The 19,134-nt window shown below is 63.4% G+C and carries 7 protein-coding genes; 2 read left to right on the top strand and 5 right to left on the bottom strand.

The window, feature by feature from the left end; genetic code table 11:
• Positions 1 to 44: 44 nt before the first annotated feature.
• The 5 genes from ACP7BV_RS21370 to ACP7BV_RS21350 form a co-directional block, all read right to left on the bottom strand.
• The gene (locus tag ACP7BV_RS21370) at positions 45 to 1,703 is read right to left on the bottom strand and encodes a methyl-accepting chemotaxis protein (RefSeq protein ID WP_426106659.1); all 1,659 of its coding nucleotides are present in this window, start codon (positions 1,701 to 1,703) and stop codon (positions 45 to 47) included.
• Between the two features lie 285 nt (positions 1,704 to 1,988).
• Positions 1,989 to 3,272, bottom strand: coding sequence for a hypothetical protein (locus tag ACP7BV_RS21365; RefSeq protein WP_426106657.1), 1,284 nt, complete (start codon positions 3,270 to 3,272; stop codon positions 1,989 to 1,991).
• A 1-nt stretch (position 3,273) separates the two neighbouring features.
• A complete protein-coding gene (locus ACP7BV_RS21360) occupies positions 3,274 to 3,906 on the bottom strand; it encodes a hypothetical protein (RefSeq protein WP_426106655.1) in 633 nt (210 codons plus the stop codon).
• 95 nt (positions 3,907 to 4,001) lie between these two features.
• Entirely contained in the window at positions 4,002 to 6,428 is a 2,427-nt protein-coding gene (locus ACP7BV_RS21355) for a diguanylate cyclase domain-containing protein (protein WP_426106654.1), read from the bottom strand.
• Entirely contained in the window at positions 6,422 to 7,696 is a 1,275-nt protein-coding gene (locus tag ACP7BV_RS21350; RefSeq protein ID WP_426106652.1) for an ABC transporter substrate-binding protein, read from the bottom strand. Before ACP7BV_RS21350 ends, ACP7BV_RS21355 begins: the two co-directional genes overlap by 7 nt.
• 670 nt (positions 7,697 to 8,366) lie before the next feature.
• Here ACP7BV_RS21350 and ACP7BV_RS21345 point away from each other — a divergent pair.
• The gene (locus ACP7BV_RS21345; protein WP_426106650.1) at positions 8,367 to 14,909 is read left to right on the top strand and encodes an SDR family NAD(P)-dependent oxidoreductase; all 6,543 of its coding nucleotides are present in this window, start codon (positions 8,367 to 8,369) and stop codon (positions 14,907 to 14,909) included.
• 44 nt (positions 14,910 to 14,953) lie between these two features.
• Positions 14,954 to 19,096, top strand: coding sequence for a non-ribosomal peptide synthetase (locus ACP7BV_RS21340; protein ID WP_426106649.1), 4,143 nt, complete (start codon positions 14,954 to 14,956; stop codon positions 19,094 to 19,096).
• Positions 19,097 to 19,134: the final 38 nt, after the last annotated feature.

The raw sequence follows: 19,134 nt of genomic DNA, 5'->3' as shown, positions 1-19,134 counted from the left end.
CATGGCCAAGGCCAAGGCCAAGGCTATCTTAGCTCACCTTGGATTTAGCCGGCGATCCGCAGCGGCACTGGCGTGCGACGGGGCTGGCTTGCTCTGCCCGCCATCCGGGTGCGCGCGACAGCCGCCACCGGCCCGAATTTGAACAGGCTCACGGCGTCCTCCAGTCCCACCGCTTCAAGCGCCAGGCTGGCCGTTGCTGCCGCGCCTTGTTCGACCATTGCCGCGTTCTGCTGGGTCACCTGGTCCATGTGCGCGATAGCGGCATTGACCTGGTCCACGCCGATGCTTTGCTCATGCGAGGCAGTGGCAATGTCCTGCATGATGGCCGTGACCTGCTGGACGGACGCCACCACCTGCTCCATGGTGGTGCCGGCCCGCTTGACTTGCACCATGCCGATGTCCACTTTACCGACCGACACATCGATCAGGTTTTTGATATCCTTGGCAGCGGTGGCGCTGCGCTGGGCCAGGCTGCGTACCTCGGCCGCAACCACGGCAAAGCCGCGCCCCTGCTCGCCGGCGCGGGCCGCTTCCACCGCCGCATTCAAGGCCAAAATGTTGGTCTGGAACGCGATGCTTTCGATCAAGCCGATGATATCGACAATCTTCCTGGACGAGGTATTGATCGCGTCCATGGTGTGAATCACATCGGCGACAATCGCCCCGCCCTGCACCGCCACGCTGGATGCGGCCACGGCGAGCACGTTGGCCTGGGCCGAACTGTCCGCGTTTTGCTTGACGGTGGCGGCGAACTGTTCGACGCTTGACGCAGTCTCCTCCAGGCTGGCCGCCTGCGCTTCGGTGCGTCCGGACAGCTCGACGTTGTCGGCGGCGATGCTGCGCGTGGCCACCCCCATGGTCGCCACGTTGGTGCGCACGTCGCGGATGGTGGCGATCAGATTGCTGTTCATTTGCTGCAAGGCGCGCTGCAGCTGTCCCATTTCATCCGTAGAACGTGTGTCGAATGAACACGACAGGTCGCCCGCCGCGATCGCGCGGGCGCCGGCCAGCGAACGGACCAGGGGCCGCAGTACGTCAAGTCGCAACATATTCCACAAGAGCACGTTGATGATCAAACCGGCAAAGGTGGCGCCAACCACGGCATAGCTCATCAGGTTCAACGGCCCGGTCTGGCCTGCCAGCATGACCACGCACGCGCCGCCTTGCAGCACATTGACGACGCTGGTGGCGAGCCAGATGCGCGTGCGCAGGGAAACATTGCGCAGGCGCGCCCACAGCCCGGCCGCGCCGCTGCGCTCCACCGCGCCATGGTGCACTCTTAAACGCTGCGGATTGCCGTCGGAGATACTGCGGTAAGCCCGCTCGGCCGCCTCGACTTCGGCGCGTTCGGGCCGTACCCGTACCGACAGGTAGCCGGTGGGCCGGCCGCCTTCGCTGACCGGCGTGACGTTCGCCCGCACCCAGTAATGGTCGCCATTCTTGCAGCGGTTCTTCACCAGGCCGGTCCACGGCAAACCCGCCTCGAGCGAGGCCCACAGGTCCGCAAAGGCTGCAGGCGGCATGTCGGGGTGGCGCAAAATATTTTGCGGCGCACCAATCAGTTCCTCCGCGCTATAACCGCTGATGGCAACGAAATAGGGATTGGTGTAAGTGATGATTCCTCGCAGGTCCGTCTTGGAAACGATCGCCTGCTCTGGCGCGACCTCGATCTCCTGACCGGTAACGGGTCCATTGTTGCGCATGGCGATACTCCTTGATGCAATCAGTTCGGTGGGAATTTTTCGGGCCGGACAGGGCCAGGCAGGCCCTGCCCTGTGAGGGACCGTCAACATTGAGGAATAAGCGGTGCGTCGGCCTTTACGGCCTCGACGGTGACGTGCGCGTGCGCGGTCGGTTGCACGTGACCCAGCTGCCGGGGGAAAAGTTTCACCACTTCGTCATTTCAACAATGTGGCTCAAGCTTACTGATCGGTATCAAGATCTGGATTGATGCAGATCAAAAAATGCCGTATTGCAACAAATTACTGTTATTCAGGCAACAGCGATGTCTGGTCTTCGGCGAATTGCCCCATGCAGATAGCGTTCTTGACGATCAGGTTCAAATTTTCCAACGTGTTGCGGGCGTTCCCATCGAGTGCAAGCGAACAATGGCTGATTTCGCCTGACGAGTCCATGAATACTATTTTTATGTGTGGTGTTTGCAGGAGCGAACCCACGACCTCCATCCCAAGCAGATCAGCATGGGCAATCGTGAGGCTGCCGGAATTGGCCAGCGCATCCATGTCCAGACTTTCTGTCGCGTTCGCCGATGCAATGGACGACCTTTGCGCGTTGAGTTCTTTTATCAACGACGAGCCCGATGAAAGAAAATGGAAACCGTCTGATGAAATGGCAATTTTGCCGGCAAGGGAGCCTTTAGGCGTCCATCCGATTGTTTCACGTGGCCAGCAGCGCACGCCGGCGATGGAATAACTGGCAGCCGGTGCCGCAGGCGGATCGCCCGGGCCCCCGTCCGATGACATTATTTCCAGCAAGGCATCAGTTACCCAGTGTTCAATGGTGGCGCTCACGGCCATTTTCTTGCGCAGCAAATGAGTTTTTCCAAGGGAATCTATGTAGACAGCCCGAACATCTTCCACGCACGCCGGCATGCGCGCGCGCATGCCGGCTGGTAAAAAAGGCAGCAGTTTGGCGTAGGCTGCGTCGCGATCATCGCAGCCGCACACTATCAGTGCCGTCCTGGAAAATTGCCTCTGGTCCCTGATGTTTTCAAGCTCCCAGACCAGGCCCGGGGTCATCTCACCCACGCGGACGATGATGAGATGCGCCTTCATAATCAAGGCGCGCACCCTGTCCTGCCAATGCTCGCTGTCCGGCACGTAGTATCTGTAAGCGCCAAGCTGACTTGCCCCATCGCTGCCCGGTCTGCCTACCGCGACAACGGGCGCCAGGACGCTTAATTTCGCCACCAGCGACACTTCCTCCGTTTCGGACGGCATGCTCAACGCGCCGAGAAGGTGGCGATTCAGGGCGCCGTCGCTTGGCCTGACGGCATCGAGGTCAAATGATCTGAGATACAGGGAAAATTTTTCGCCGGTGCGGTGCAGCACGGCCTGCGCCGGCGTTGCGGCCAAGGCAGAAGCGCGATCTGACGCTTGCCGTGCGCGCCGCAGCAACAGCGGCGCCACGCCAAAGGACAATATCAGCGCGCCGATGACGGCGACCGATTCATACGCATGCGGCAACAGGCGCGCGAATTTCGAGGCCAGGTAGACCAGTCCCGCCAACACCGCGTACAGGTACCACTTCATGTCATTTTCCTTGCGGGTTGGCGCTGCCGTCGATGTGGCATGCGGCCAAGTCATCGAAAGGGCATTCTGGACGATGCGTGTACAGCTTGGCCAGCACGGCCCAGAACGCGGGCGATATGGCCGGTCCCTCACCAAATCCATCGAAATGGCGCTCCAGTCCCAGCGCATGGCCAAATTCGTGGATGACTGTTTCTACGTTCACTTTGCAGTTGCATGGACCTGTCTCATGCTCGGCGTGACCGATGTTGATCCATACGGGCGCACTCATCACGCCACTGCTATCGCAGATGATCAATTCCCCTGAACCGGCGCGATCGGACACGTTGGCGGCGTACTCCTGATACGTTTTTCCCTTCGACGGCTCGGAAGCTGTATCAAATGCGACCCGGATATCGCCAGCGCCGCGATCAACCCGGCCAAGCAAACAAAAGCCCAGCGTACGATTGGTGGTGCTGATCGCATCGTCGACCAGCGGACTATATCGCATCCCGGTGGGAGAGCTTGGCGCGAGAATGCGCACCTTGATCATGCCTTCCGGCCATCGGGTCGTGCGCCTTTCCTTGCTAACGTGTTCCATATTGCTGGCTATCAGCAGTCGCACGATCTCGTCGTCGCACAGGGGAGGTTTGCGCATCGCTTATCTATCGGTGGTGGAAACAGCCGATGTTATCCGGACTGCAACCCGCTGTCTATCGACAGCGGGTAAGACACTTGTCCGAGTGCGCCGGCTCAGGCCGGCTCGACCACCGCCGGCGCATAGGCGCGCCAGTTGTTGCGCCCGGCCTGCTTGGCCTGGTACATGGCTTCGTCGGCGCGCTTGAGCAAGGTTTGCGCATCGAGTCCATGCTCCGGATAGATGGCCACGCCGATACTGCCGCTGACGGAAAACGGTTGGCCGCCCAGCTCCAGCGTGGCGCAGATATTGTCCAGGATGCGCTGCAGCACCGTGGCCACCACCTGCGGATCGATGCCTTCGGACAGCACCACGGCAAATTCATCGCCGCCCAGCCGGGCCACGGTATCGGTGTCGCGCACCGAGCCGAGCAGCCGCTGGGCGACGGCGAGCAGCAATTGGTCGCCGGTCGCATGGCCGAAGGTGTCGTTGACGTACTTGAACCGGTCCAGGTCGATATAGCAGACGGCCATCTGGTGCTTGTGGCGCGCCGCATGGTTGACGGCCATGTTGAGCCGGTCGGCCAGCATGGTGCGGTTGGCCAGTCCCGTCAGCGCGTCATGCTGGGCCTGGTAAATGAGCTGCTCTTCGGCCGACTTGCGCCCTGAAATATCCTCGAGCACCCACACCGTCCCCTTTTTGATGTCATGCGGGTCGAGGGCCTTGCCAAAGCACGCGGCCCAGAACAGGCTGCCGTCGTGCCGCGCCAGCTCCAGGTCGACCGTGAACGACTGGCCGGCCGCCAGCGCGATATCGACCGCGGTGCCTACTTCGCGCGCCACCGCTTCGCTCGGGTGGCCCGGCAAGACCGGCCGGCCGACCACCTGCACCATCTGGTAGCCCAAGATCTCGGCGTACTGCTCATTGCAGCGCACGGTGTGCCGGTCCTTGATCAGCGCAATGCCGACGATGACGTTGGCAAACACGACTTCCAGCTCTGAAATGAGGAGCGCGTTTTCCTGCTCGGCCCGGGTGCGTACGCCGATCTCGACGCGCAATTCCTGGGCGCGCTCGTCGGCCACCCGGATCAGCAGCATGATGAGCCCGAGCAGCAAGGCGACCAACAGCCCGGTGCCCAGCACGGTCCACGGCAGCCAGGACGACTGCTCCGCCACGAACGCGGGCGTGGGCCACATGCGCACCTGCCAGCGCACGTCATGAAACGGCAGCACGCCTTCATGCACCAGGCCCGCATCGGGCAGCAACTCGTCGCGCAGGCCAAACAGCTTGCGCTCGCCGTCCGACACCTGGATCGCATACCCGTTGGCGAACTCGCTCTGGCTCACGGCGCGCGCGATCATCGGCTGCACCTGGAATGCGCCGACAATAAACCCATCAAGGCGCGGCCCGTCAAACAAAGGCTGGATCGCCATGAAGCCGTCGCCGCCCTGGGCCAGCGCAATGACGTGGGTCACGCTCAGGGTGCGCTTGACGCGCGCCACTTCCAGCGCGGCCAGGCCATTGAGTTCGGCGCCCAGGTCGATGTCGCGCGCACCCTCATTGCCTTCCAGCGGCACCACCCAGCGCACGATGCGCTCCGGGTCGACCCACTGGACGGCGCGAAAGTAACCCGGCGCCTCCTGCAGCGCGGCCGCATCGGCCTCCCATTCGGCGCGCGGCGTGGCGCCGCGAAACTCCCAGCGGCGCTGCATCTGGCCCAGCGCGGCGATGCGCGAGGCGACCGGCGCGCTCACGCGCGAAATGAATTTCACCATCTCGTCCTTGCCGGTCCGCTGCAACTGCGCGCGTTCCGCGTCGAGCAGACTGAGCCACATACCGCAGGTCATGGCGCTCATGACGCCGGCAACCATCAGCGGGCGCCACAGGCGGCGCAGCATGCGGTGCGCCTGCCAGCGGCTGGCGCTGTGGAGCAGCAAGGCACAGGCCAGGGGACTGAACGCGAGCGCCGTGGGCAAGGCCATCTGCGTGAAACCGAACCACTCGTAAGCCATCGTGACGTTGGCCGCGTAGCCGGCAACGGCCAACACTGCCACGCCGCCGCACAGCAAGCCGGCCAGCCCCGCCACGGTCGCGGCAAGCGCGTTGCGCGCGGCCAGGCAGACCAGCGCGAGCCCGGTCAAGACCAGGCACAATGCCGCGTTGGGCGCCATGCGCCCGGGGGTGGAAGTGTGGCCGGTCAGATACGGGTCGAGAAACAGCGTGTCGACGCCGAGCGAGAGGCCGAAACCGTATTGCGCCAGCGTCAGCGTGCCCAGCAGTATGCCGAGCGCGCCGCACAGCACGGCGCTGCGGCGCGCGCCGGCCGTCAACGCCAGCAAGCCCACGGCGCTGGCGAGCAGGCCAAGGGCGGCGTTGAACTGGATCGGCGCGTACTCGGCGCGCCACTGGATCAGGCGCACCAGGTGCCAGTGCCAGGCCAGCAACATGGTCAGGGCGAAGCCAATGACCAGCACGGCAACGCCGATGGCAGCCAAGTAGGCTGGCCGGCTCAGCTGCGGTGTGCCTTGGGGCGCGCTTACCATGTGCGCTCGGTGTGCATGGCGTTCAGTGTCGCCTCGAGCGCCTTGACGCTGGACGCCGGGTCTTTGCCGTCGGCCAGTACGCCGGACACGGTCTTCCACACTTCGGAACTGACCTGCTCATACTTGCGCCCGGTAACGCTGGAGGGGCGCGGAGTTGCGCTGGCGGCGGCCGCGCGCAAGGTTTCCTGGTAAGGGTTCATGGCGACCAATTGCGCATCCTGGTACAGACTGCCGATCGTCGGACTCACCCCAAGCACGACGGCGCGCCGCTTTTGCTCCTGGCGGCCGGTCAGGAACATCACCAGGTCGATGGCCAGGTCGGGATTGCGCGAAAACTTCGATACGGCCAATTGGTGGCCGCCCAGCGTGGTGCCGGCCGCGCCGTTAGGCCCGCGCGGCAAGACGGCGATGCCGACCTTGTTGTGCACCGGGCTGTCCGGCGCGTTGACCACGGACCAGACGTATGGCCAGTTGCGCAGGAACACCGCGTCGCCGCTCTGGAACATGGCGCGCGACTCTTCCTCGCGCGCGCTCAGCACCGACACCGGAGAAATATCGCCGATCCAGCTTTTTGCCATGCGCAAGGCGGCGATCGATGCCGGGTTGTCGACCGTAACGGCGCCCGACGTTTCAACGATCGAACCGCCGCCAAAACTGACGATCCACTCGAGCGCATCGCAGGTGAGCCCTTCGTACGGCCGGCCTTGCCACACATAACCCCACATCCCCCGCCGGCCGCTGCTGCGCTCGGCTTTCTGAATCGTGCGCGCGGTAGCGGTCAGCTCGGCCCAGGTGGCCGGGACGCTCAGTTTGTATTTATCCAGTAAGTCTTTGCGGTAATAGAGCAGCCCCGCATCGGTGAACCATGGCATGGCGATCAGCCGGCCACCGACGGTATTGCTCTTGACGATGGCGGGAAAGTGTTCCTTGATCGTGGGCGCGGCCGGTTTGCTCAGGTCAACCAGCGAGTCGGCCAGAATGCCGGGCCAGACGATATCGATGGTCAAGACATCGACCAGGGGCGACTTCACGTCCAGCAACTGCCGGTACAAAGTGAGGCGCTCCGAGGATGACGGCGGCAAGAGCAGCATCTTGACCGTATGGCCACTCTTGCGCTCCCACTCCCGCACGCCCTCCTCGCACACCCTGGCCCCGTGGCCGATGGAATCGCACGCCATGGTCAGGGTTGCGGCGCGCACCGGGGCAACAGGGACGCCGGCAAGCAGTGCACTCATCACTATACAAGTGAACTGCAAAATCTTGCTCATGGCAGTTCCTTCACTCGGGGCGCCAGGCCAGCGTGGCACAGAAGGGTCATCAAATTCAAGCTGGTCATCAGACAACGTTACGGATGGAATCAAAATACATACTACCGTAAAACACTGTTGCCCAAAATTAATTTAAATTCGTCCACGAGCGTGTTTGCACTGCAACATGACATTTGCAATGTTGTTAACCTGACAAATTTCATCTGTTTAACAAAATACCAATCATCTAAAATTCACATCGGAAATTACTGTAGCTGCAACAGATTCGGGCCGCAGCAAGACCATGCCGCGAACAATGCTCGCGCGCCTGGCCGCATCAGTGCCGGCTGATCGCACGCGCGGCTGGATACCCCGCAATGGAGCGGGACGCCAAGAAACCGGATGCCTCGTGGCCGCGCGCCTTGGCGGTGTGCAGCGTGGCCAGCAATGTCGCTGGAAAGGTCACGTACAGCGCAGCCCGCTTCAGATTAGCACGTCGTCCCGCAATGTCGCGCACGCGACGTACGGGTGGGGGCGGACGCTGGTCCTGCTGATGCGCAGTTACAGATATTTAAATTGGCGTCATCTCGCTTCCGGGGTGCCGCGCGTTGTTTTTGATCCCCCATGCGATGCATTGGCCGGCCGGTTGTTCCGGCTGTCAGGCAAAAAAATTCTCGAAGCGAGCTAAAAAATGAATGTCACGTCAAGCAAAGTAGCGCTAGCCAACAATGAACCCATCGCCATCGTTGGCATGGGCTGCCGTTTCCCGGGTGGATCTTCCGACCCGGAAAAATTCTGGAACAATCTTCTCGAAGGAAAAGATTGCATCGTCGATGTGCCGGCCGAGCGCTGGGACAGCAAGCGCTTCTACGACACCAACCGCGACATGCCGGGCAAGGTGTATGTCAAGTCGGGCGGCTTCCTGCAGGAACGCATCGATGAATTCGACGCCCTGTTTTTCGGCATTTCCCCGCGCGAAGCGGCCTCGCTCGACCCGCAGCAAAGGATGCTGCTCGAAGTGAGCTGGGAAGCGCTGGAAGACGCCGGCATCGATCCCGATTCCCTGGCCGGCAGCGACACCGGCGTCTACGTCGGCGGCTTCATGCTCGACAACAAACTGACCCAACTGAGCCCGCTCAACCGCCATTCGATCGCCAGCAACACGGCGGTGGGCATGACGCTCACGCTGCTGGCCAACCGCCTGTCCTATGTCTACGACATGAAAGGCCCGAGCATGAGCATCGACACGGCCTGCTCGTCGTCGATGGTGGCCCTGGACCAGGCCTGCCGCGCCATCTGGAGCGGCGACAGCGCGCTGGCCCTGGTCGGCGGCGTGAATATCATGCACCGTCCGGAAATTTTCATCGCCATGTGCAAGGGTGGCTTCCTCTCGCCGGACGGGCGCTCGAAAGCCTTCGACGAGCGCGCCGACGGCTACGGCCGCGGCGAAGGCGCCGGCATCGTGGTGCTCAAGCCGCTCTCGGCTGCCGAGCGCGACAACGACCAGATCTACGCCGTGGTGCGCGCCACCGGCTGCAACCAGGATGGCCGCACCGACGGCATCACCGTGCCCAATCCGGACTCCCAGCAAGCGCTGATCCGCAAGGTCGCCGCGCAAGCGAACGTGGCGCTGCACGAGATTGCCTATTTTGAGGCGCACGGCACCGGCACCTCGATTGGCGACCCGATCGAAATGAGCGCCATCGGCGGCACCATCGGCCAGCAACGCCGGCCCGACGACAAATGCATCGTCGGTTCGGTCAAGGGCAATATCGGCCACCTGGAAGCCGCTTCCGGTATCGCCGCCGTCATCAAGAGCGCGCTGTGCCTCAAATACCGGCAAGTGCCGCCCCAGGCCAACCTGGTCAACCTGAACCCGAAAATCCCGTTCGAGGCGCTCAACATCCATATTCCGCGCCAGGTCGAGCCGCTCGCCCCCGGTTCCCAGCCCATTTATTCGGGCATCAATTCCTTCGGTTACGGCGGCACCAATGCCTGCGCGATCCTGGAAAGCCATGGCGGCGCCGCCCCGCGCGTTCTGCCGGGCGAAGACAAAGAGCTGGTCAGGGCCGCCAAACAGCATGTGGTGGCCCTGTCCGCCAAAAGCCGCCCGGCCCTGCAGGCGCTGGCCGCCAGCTATCTGCCGGTCACAGCAAATCCATCCCTGTCGCTGGCCGACCTGAGCTACTCGTGCGGCGCCCGGCGCGCCCACCTGACGCACCGCCTGGTCATCAATGGCGCCGACCTGGCGCAAGTGCGCACCCGGCTGGCCCATTTTGTCGAGCAACAGCAGGAAGGCAGCGGCGTGCTGTCCTCGCAAGTGAACGATCCGCGCAACAAGCTCGCGTTTGTCTTTACCGGTATGGGTCCGCAATGGTGGGGCATGGGCCGCGAATTGATGCAGACCGAGCCGGTGTTCCTGGCGATGGTCGAGCGTTGCGACGCGCTGTTCCAGACCATCGCGGGCTGGTCCATCATCGACGAACTGCGCAAACCTGAAGCGACCTCGATCATCGGCGAAACCCAGGTCGCGCAGCCGGCCAACTTTGTCTTGCAGGTGGCGCTGGTGGAACTGTGGAAGTCGTGGGGGGTCACCCCGGCCGCCGTAATCGGTCACAGCGTGGGCGAAGTGACCACCTCTTACGTGGCAGGCATTTTGCCGCTCGAACAGGCACTGCTGGTCAGCTATCACCGCAGCCGGATCCAGAAAAAGGCGGCGCACCAGGGCGCCATGCTGGCGGTCAGCCTGACCGAAGCGGATGCCGTCGCCGTTGTCGCCCGTCACGACGGCAAGGTGTCGATTGCGGCGATCAACGCGCCGACCTCGATCACGCTGGCCGGCGACGAGACGGCGCTGGCCAGCATCGCGGCCGACCTGACCGAGCGCGGCGTGTTTAACCGCCTGCTGCAAGTCGAAGTGGCGTATCACAGCCCGACCATGGATCCGCTGCTGGACGAAATTCGCAGCAGCCTGGCGCCGCTCACGCCATTCCTACCGGCCATGACGACTTACTCCACCGCTACCGGCAAGCAAGTGACCGGCGTTGCCTTCGACGCCGAATACTGGTGCAAGAACGTGCGCGATCCGGTGTACTTTTACCGCGCGCTGGAAAACATGATCGATGCCGGCTTTACCGATTTCCTGGAAATCGGCCCCCACCCGGTGCTGTCGGCCTCGATCAAGGAATGCTTCGACAAGAAAAAGGTCGACGGCTTCACGGCAGCGTCGCTCAACCGCAAGGTGGCCGAACAGGACGCCATCAAGCATTGCCTGGCACAATTGTATGCACGCGGCTATGCGCTCGACTGGACCGCCGTGGCGGCCGAGCACTTTGTTCCGGGCGCACAAGCGCCTGTGGACGCCGGGGATTTCGTGCGCCAGGCGCCGCAATTTGTGCGCCTGCCCAACTATCCGTGGCAGCGTGAACGCTATTGGAACGATTCCGAACTGGCTGCTGCCGACCGCGTCGGCCAGCCGATCGCGCTGGCCATGCTGGGCGCGCGCCAGGATGGCCCGGCGCCGGCCTGGATCAGCCAGCTCAACCGCAATTATTTCGACTACCTGCCGGACCACCGCGTGGAAGGCCTGGTCGTGCTGGCCGGCGCTTCCTACGTGGAAGCGGCGCTGGCCGCCAGCAAAACCCTCACCGGTTCCGACGCTTGCCTGATCAGTGGCCTGACGCTGCACAGCGCCCTGGTGCTCGACGCTGACTTTGAAACCGAACTGCAGACCGCCTGCGGCGAAAACGGCCGCTTTGCCATTCACAGTTTCCCGGCCCACGACCGCAAGCAAAGCGTGCTGCACGCCAGCGGCAGCATCGCCCCGCTGACGCTGCGCCACCAGGATACGGTTGACCTGAGCCCGATCAAGCAGCGTTGCCACCGGTTGCTGCCGGCCGCTGAAGTGTATGCCGAACTGACCGCGCGCGGCCTGCAGTACGGCCCCTACTTCCAGGGCATTGAACAACTGTGGCGCCAGGACGGGGAAGTGCTGGCCCGCATCGTGGGGCACGCGGGCTTGGCCGCGCAGGTGGACCAGTTCCAGCTGCACCCGACCTTGCTCGACGCCTGTTTCCAGGCGCTCATTTCGGCCCTGCCGGCCGCCGGCGCGCATGTCAAACAAGTGTATGTGCCAGTTGAAATCGAGCAATTGCGCCAGTACGGGCGCCTCGGCAGCAGCTTCCATTGCCACGGCGTGCTGCACGCCATCGGCGACAAGGAAATCCTGGGCGACCTGACCTTGATGGACGATGACGGCAACGTGATGGTGGAAATTAAGAATTTGCGCTGCCAGTCGCTGCGCGCTGAAGGCAAGAACAAGATCGCCAACCTGGACCATTGGACCTACCAGAGCGTCTGGCGCGAGGCGCCATTGGGCGACACGCCAGCCGCAGCCACGCCAACGCGCACCGTGCTGTTTTTGAACTCGGACCAGGAAAGCGACTGCCTGCTGGCAGCGTTCGTCGAACAACATGGCGACCTGGTCAGTACGGTGTACCAGAACGACAGTTACCAGGAATACGGCGACAACGCCATTGGCATCAACCCGGACCAGCCGCAGCATGTCGAACGCCTGTTCGCCGAACTGGCGGCCGAGCCAGCCCGTGAAAACATGCAACTGGTCTTTGGCTGGGGCATGCAGCAAGCCAGCGTTGATCTGGCCGGCCTGGGCGCCACCAAGGCGCTGCTCACGCTCGTCAAGCACGCCGACGCGCTCAGCGCCAAGCGCGCCACCCGCCTGTTCGTACTGACCCGGCAAGCGGCCAAAGTGCTCGCCGCCGACAAGGTCGATGGCGTCCAGCAAAGTTCGCTGACGGGCCTGGGCCGGGTTGCCGCCGTTGAATTGCCGGCGCTGGCCTGCACCTTGATCGACCTCGATGCCATCTCGTGCCAGCAAGCCGACGCCGTGGTGCGCGAATGCCGCCAGGAGGGCACGGAACAGGAACTGGCCTTGCGCGGCGAACTGCGCTACGTGCAGCGGCTGGTGAATCAGTCACTGGCCGAGACCTATCAGCCGCAGACGCACATTCAGGCCGAAGCGGCGAGCGCTTTCGAGCTGGCCCAGCAAGGCGAGGCCGCCGAGCGCCCTTGCCAGTTCCAGGCAACCGAGCGCAGCGCGCCGGAAGCGAACGAGATTGAATGCGAGATCGACAGTTGCCTGCTGGACGGCGACACGTTGCCGCTGCTCGGCCAGCGCGAAGTGTGCGCCCGCGTCACCGCCATCGGCAAAGAGGTCACCCGCTACCAGGTGGGCGACTCGCTGATGCTGAAATACCACGGCCGCCTGGCGCGCTTTGTGTGCCTCGATACCGACCAGTTCCTGGCGCTGCGTCTGCCCCAGCAGTGGGATGCGCGCACGGCCGCGCCAGCCATAACCGCATTTGCCGCCGCCTACAGCGCATTGATCGAATTCGCCAATATCCAGGTGCAACAGCGCGTGCTGATCCTGGGCGCCGACACGGCTCCCGGACAAGCGGCGCATCGCCTGGCCCGCCAGCGCGGCTGCGCGCTGACCCTGGTGTGTGCCAAGGGACACAGCGAAGACAGCCTGCTGGCGCCAGCCGGGCCGGTATTCAACCTCGATTCGCCCGCTTTGTCAGTACAGCTCAAGGCAGTGTGCATGGGCGCCGGCTTCGACGTCGTCTTCAATGCCGCCGGCAAGGTCGACTGCCTGGTCATCGACCAGCTGCTGGCCGCCGGCGGCAAGTATGTCCACCTGTGCACGGACGCCGCCAGCGTTGCCGCGCCGGTGGGGCCGAACAAGATGGCCATGTCGATTCTGGGCGACACGCTGCTCGACGGCGACCTGGCGCGCGCCCGTGCCCTGCTGGCAAAAGTGGCCCTGCTGCTGGCCGATCCCGGTTTGCGCGCCATCGATGGCAAACCGGTGCCGCTGGCCGCCTTCCCGGCCCGTCAGTTCGAGCGCAGCGCGCGCCCGCTGATGTTGTCGTTCCACGCCGCCGGCGCCCTGCCTCTGGTCAACAAGGAAAGTGCCAGCGTGCGCATCAAGCCTGACGCCAGCTACCTCATTACGGGCGGCTTTGGCGGCTTTGGCTTGAGCATGGCCGTGTGGCTCGCTTCGCAAGGGGCCGAAAACCTGGTGCTGGTGGGACGCAGTGGTGCGGCTAGCGCGCAGGCCAAGCAAGCGCTGACCGAACTGGCCGTGCTTGGCGTGCACGTGAAATCGGTCGCCGCCGATGTTGGCGACGCCGCCCAGCTGGCCGGCATGTTTGCCGACATCGCCGCCACGATGCCGCCGCTCAAGGGCATTTTCCATGCCGCAGGCGTGCTCGACGATCAAAACCTGCTCGATATCGACAACGCCAGCCTGGACAAGGTCATGCGGCCCAAGGCGCTGGGCGCCTGGCACCTGCACCAATTGTCGCTGCCGCTGGCGCTCGATTGCTTCGTGCTGTATTCGTCGATTTCTTCGCTGATCGGCAACCGCAACCAGGGCAATTACGTGGCCGCCAATACCTTCCTCGATGCGCTGGCGCACCATCGTCACGCGCTGGGCATGGCGGCAACGTCAGTCAACTGGGGTGCGCTGGCCGAAGTGGGCATGGCTGCCAGCAATACCAGCGTGCTGCAGCATTTGGCGCACATGGGCATTCATTCCTTTACACCGGAGCAAGCGCTCGAAGCGCTGTCGGCGGTGCTGCGCTCGCCCGTGGCGCAGGTCGGTGTGTTCGATGTCGACTGGCAGCTGTGGCGCCAGTACGAGCCGGCAAGTAGCGCGGCGCGGTATGCCGAATTGCTGGCCGGCGACGGCACCGAGGGCGATGGCGAACAAGCCAGCTGGCCTGAACTGCTGCAAAAACTGGGCGAACAGGGCACCTGCGAAGCGGTGGCCGCCCAGTTCAAGCTGCAGATTGCCGCCACGCTCAAGCTGCCGCTGGAAATGATTGACCAGAGCACCCCGATCAGCAAGTTCGGCCTCGATTCCCTGATGGCAATGGACTTGCAGATGAAGGTGCGCGGCGAATTCAAGGTCGAAATTTCGATCCTGGAGCTGATGAAGGGCAACAGCATCGACAAGATCGCCGCCAGCATCACGCACAAGCTGGCCACCCTGCAGCCGCAGCAAGAAGCGCTGGCGCCGGTGGCAGTGGAAACCTCCGACGTGGGAATGTTAGAGGCGAGCGCGCTGATCGACCAGCTCAACAACCTGGACACGCTCTCGGAAGAAGAGCTCGACAAGCTGCTTAACAGTGCACTGGCCGTGAGCGAATAAGACCGTCACACCGACCGAAAAAAATGGAAGTCTGAGGAAAATACGTGGAACACTTAAGCGAGATCACTTCGGAAGTTGCGAAGGAAAACAAAAAAAAGCTGCTGGCGGAGTTATTGCAGCGCAAGTTGAACGGCCTGAAGAAAAGCGCCCCCATGTCCAAGGGCCAGGAGTCGCTGTGGTTTTTGTACCAGAAGGAACCGCAGTCGGCGGCCTACAACATCGCCAGCGCGGTCCGGATTCACAGCGCCATTCACAGCGACTTCGACAGCGTGGCGTTCAACCGCGCGCTGAACGCCTGCATCACGCGCCACGCCAGTTTGCGCACCACCTATGGCATCGAGGACGGCGTTCCGGTGCAGATAGTGCACGCCATGGGCCAGGTCGCCATCGAGCACATCGATGCCAGCGCCTGGTCCGAAGCCGAACTGGCCGCGGCCATGGCGCGCGACTACCAGCGCCCCTTCCAGCTCGACCAGCTGCCGGTGCTGCGCGCCAGCCTGTACCAGGTGGCGCCGCGCGCATGCGTGTTTTTGTTTACCGTCCACCATATTGCCTTTGACGCCTGGTCGCTGTGGATCCTGATGGAAGAACTGAGTGACATCTACCAGGCCATCGTGGCCGGCCAGCCGATCCCCGCCACCATCCCCAGCGCGCGCTACCAGGACTTCAGCGCGCGCCAGGAACAGTTGCTCGACAGCGCACAGGGCCGGGCGCTGGAACACTACTGGACCGACAAGCTCAAGGGCGAGATCCACCCGATCAACCTGCACACCAGCAAGGCACGCCCGGCAGTCCAGAGCTTCAACGGCGCCAGTCACTATTTCCAGCTGCCGGCCGAGCTGTCGGCCCAGCTGAACGCGCTGGCCAGAACGCGCGGCGTGACGCCCAACACCTTGCTGCTCAGCGCCTATTACGTGCTGCTGAACCGCTATTCGGGCAAGGATGACATTGTCGTCGTCTCGCCCACGTCCGGGCGCAGCCAGGCCGACTTTGCGCGCACGATCGGCTACTTTGTCAATCCGGTCGTGCTGCGCGCCGACCTGGCCGGCAACCCGAGCTTTGCTACGCTGCTCGAGCAGGTCAACAACACGGTGCTCGACGCGCTCGAACACCAGGACTATCCATTTTCGTGCCTGATCGAAAAGCTCAAGCCCAAGCGCGACCCGAGCTACGCGCCGCTGGCGCAGGTGTCGTTCGTGTTTCAAAAGCCGCAGCAAGACCAGGGCTTGAACGCGGCCTGGGTGCCGGGCCAGGCCGGGCCGACCATCCGCTGGGCGGGCCTGGACGTGTCGCAGTATCCGGTCAACCAGCAGGAAGGCCAATTCGAGCTCGAGCTGGAAATTGTCGACACCCACGGCAGCTTTTACGGCATTTTCAAGTACAACACCGACCTGTTTGGCGAGGCCGACATGGTCCAGCTCGAGAGCAGCTTGCGCGTCATGCTCGCTGCCCTGGTCGAGTCGGTCGACTGCCCGGTGCAGCTGCTGCCGATCTTGCCGGTCGAGGAACGCCACCGCCAGCTGTATGCGCTCAACGCAACCGAGGTGCATTACCCGGCCCACAGCACGCTGCACCAGCTCATCGAGCAGCAGGTATTGCTCAGCCCGGAACGCTACGCGCTGGTGTTCGAGCAGGAAACGCTCAGCTATCACGCCTTGAACGAGCGCGCCAACCGGCTTGCGCATTACCTGATCGGGCGCGGCGTCAAGGCCAACAGCATCGTTGGCGTGTGCATGAACCGCTCGGTCGACATGGTGGTGTCGCTGCTGGCCATCATCAAGGCAGGCGGCGCCTACGTGCCGCTGGACCCGGCCTACCCCGTCGCGCGCCTGGCCTTCATGCTGGGCGATATCGACGCCGGCCTGCTGCTCACCGCTGCCGACGTGGCGCACCTGATTCCCCCTGCGCGCACCGACAACATTATTGTTGAAACGCTCGACCTGGACCAGTTCGCCAGCACCAATCCGCAGGCCGCCGTGACGGCGCAAGACGCCGCCTACATGATCTATACGTCCGGCTCGACCGGCAACCCGAAAGGCGTCGTCAATACCCACGCGGGCATTTGCAACCGCCTGCTGTGGATGCAGCAGCACTATGCGCTCGACGAGAGCGACGCCGTGCTGCAAAAGACGCCGTTCAGCTTTGACGTATCGGTCTGGGAATTTTTCTGGCCGCTGCTGTGCGGCGCGCGCCTGGTCGTGGCCCGGCCCGACGGCCACAAGGACAGCAAGTACCTGGTCGACATCATCCGCAGCGCCGCCATCACGACCTTGCACTTCGTGCCGTCCATGCTCAGCATGTTTGTCGCCGACCAGGAAGCGCACTTGTGCACGGGCGTCAAACGCGTGATCTGCAGCGGCGAAGCGCTCAGCTTTGAATTGCAGTCGCGCTTTTTCAAGAAACTCGATGCGCAGCTGCACAATCTGTACGGTCCGACCGAGGCGGCGATCGACGTCACCTACTGGCAGTGCCGCGCCGATTACCAGGTCAACGTGGTGCCGATCGGCAAACCGATCGCCAATATGCGCATCCATGTGCTGGACCATTACATGCAGCCGGTGCCGCAAGGCGTGCCGGGCGAACTGCATATCGGCGGCGTGGGCCTGGCGCGTGGTTACCACAAGCGCGACGAGCTGACGCGCGAAAAATTCGTGCCGGACCCGTTTTCAACGGAGTCTGGCACGCGCCTGTACAAGTCGGGCGACCTGGTGCGCTACCTGCCCGACGGCAATATCGACTACCTGCAACGCATCGACCACCAGGTCAAGCTGCGCGGCTTTCGGATTGAACTGGGCGAAGTGGAAGCGGTGTTGTGCAGCCACCCGGCGGTGCGCGAGGCCGTGGTCATGATGCGCAAGGACAATGCGGGCGATGCTTACCTGGTGGCCTACGTGCGCCTGGAAGACATTAGCCAGGCCGGCGTGCAGCAGGAAAAAGCGATCCTGGACGCGGCGCGCACCAAAATGCCGGAGTACTGCGTGCCTGCCGCCGTGATGTTCCTGGACGAAATTCCGCTCAGCCCGAACGGCAAGGTCGACAGCAAGGCGCTGCCGCAGCACGCGGCGCGGCGCCAGTCGCACGCCGAGATCATCCCGCCGCGCAACGACACCGAACGCAAGCTGCTGGTGCTGTGGCGCGAGCTGATGCTGCTGGACACCATTTCGGTCAAGGATAATTTCTTTGAACTGGGCGGCCACTCGCTGATGGCGGTGCGCCTGATGGCCGCGATCGAGATCACGATGGGGCAGAAAATGCCGCTGTCGAGCCTGATCAAAGGCCCCACCATTGCCCAGCTCGCGCAAGCGATCGACGCCCACGACAATGCGGCCAGCTGGAGTTCGCTGGTCGCAATCCAGGAAAAAGGCGCACTGGCGCCGCTGTTTTGCATCCCTGGGGGCGGGGGCAACGTGCTGTATTACTACCCGCTGGCGCAAGCACTCGGCGAGCAGCAACCGTTTTATGCGATCGAGGCGAAGGGCCTGGACGGCGTGAGCGCGCCGCTCGACTCGGTCGAAGCGATGGCGGAAGCGGCCATCGCGGCCATCAAATCGGTCCGGCCGGAAGGCCCGTACCGGATCGGCGGGCATTGCGTGGGCAGCATGATCGCTTACGTCATCGTGCAAAAACTGCTGGCCCAGGGCGACGCGGTGGACATCTTGCTGGTGCTCGATGCGCCGGCGCCGGATTACTTTGCCAAGGAGCAGGAAATTGCCCTGTCCGACGCGGGATGGATTGGCGTGCTGGTGGGCACCATCGCCCACATGACGGGCAAAGCCATCGCCATTGACGAGGCGGCGCTGGCGCAGGCCGACAACGAGGGCCAGCTGCTGCTGCTCAAGGCGGCGCTGGAACAGGTGGAGATGGTGCCGCCCGAGGCGCCCGTCGGCCAGATTCGCGGCTTGCTGGAAGTGTTCAAGATCAACGCCAAGATCCGCTATCGGGCCAGCGGCACGCCGCTGCCGGTGCGGGTTGCGCTGCTGCGCGCGCGCGCGCCGAATCCCCATTACGACTACAGCGCCTTTGACGATGCGGGCGCCGACCTGGCCAGCTCGTCGCTCGGCTGGCAGCGCTATGCGCTCGGGCCGGTGGCGGTCAGCGTGGTCGAGGGCGACCACATCACCATGCTGTCGAACGAACACGCAATGTCGCTGTCGGGCTTTGTACAAACGGCGCTGGCAGCACTGTGACGCCATCGCAAGCAAAACGCATTTATTGAAGTTTTAAC

The sequence above is a fragment of the Massilia sp. TSP1-1-2 genome, assembly GCF_049896185.1.
Classification (GTDB): Bacteria; Pseudomonadota; Gammaproteobacteria; order Burkholderiales; family Burkholderiaceae_D; genus Telluria_A.
Note: the sequence above shows the minus strand (reverse complement) of the source record. Positions and strands in the feature narration are given on the sequence as shown.

Excerpts from the sequence above, each read along its gene's own strand:
- ACP7BV_RS21370 (WP_426106659.1), bottom strand. The coding sequence starts at position 1,703 with ATGCGCAACAATGGACCCGTTACCGGTCAGGAGATCGAGGTCGCGCCA.
- ACP7BV_RS21365 (WP_426106657.1), bottom strand. The coding sequence starts at position 3,272 with ATGAAGTGGTACCTGTACGCGGTGTTGGCGGGACTGGTCTACCTGGCC.
- ACP7BV_RS21360 (WP_426106655.1), bottom strand. The coding sequence starts at position 3,906 with ATGCGCAAACCTCCCCTGTGCGACGACGAGATCGTGCGACTGCTGATA.
- ACP7BV_RS21355 (WP_426106654.1), bottom strand. The coding sequence starts at position 6,428 with ATGGTAAGCGCGCCCCAAGGCACACCGCAGCTGAGCCGGCCAGCCTAC.
- ACP7BV_RS21350 (WP_426106652.1), bottom strand. The coding sequence starts at position 7,696 with ATGAGCAAGATTTTGCAGTTCACTTGTATAGTGATGAGTGCACTGCTT.
- ACP7BV_RS21345 (WP_426106650.1), top strand. The coding sequence starts at position 8,367 with ATGAATGTCACGTCAAGCAAAGTAGCGCTAGCCAACAATGAACCCATC.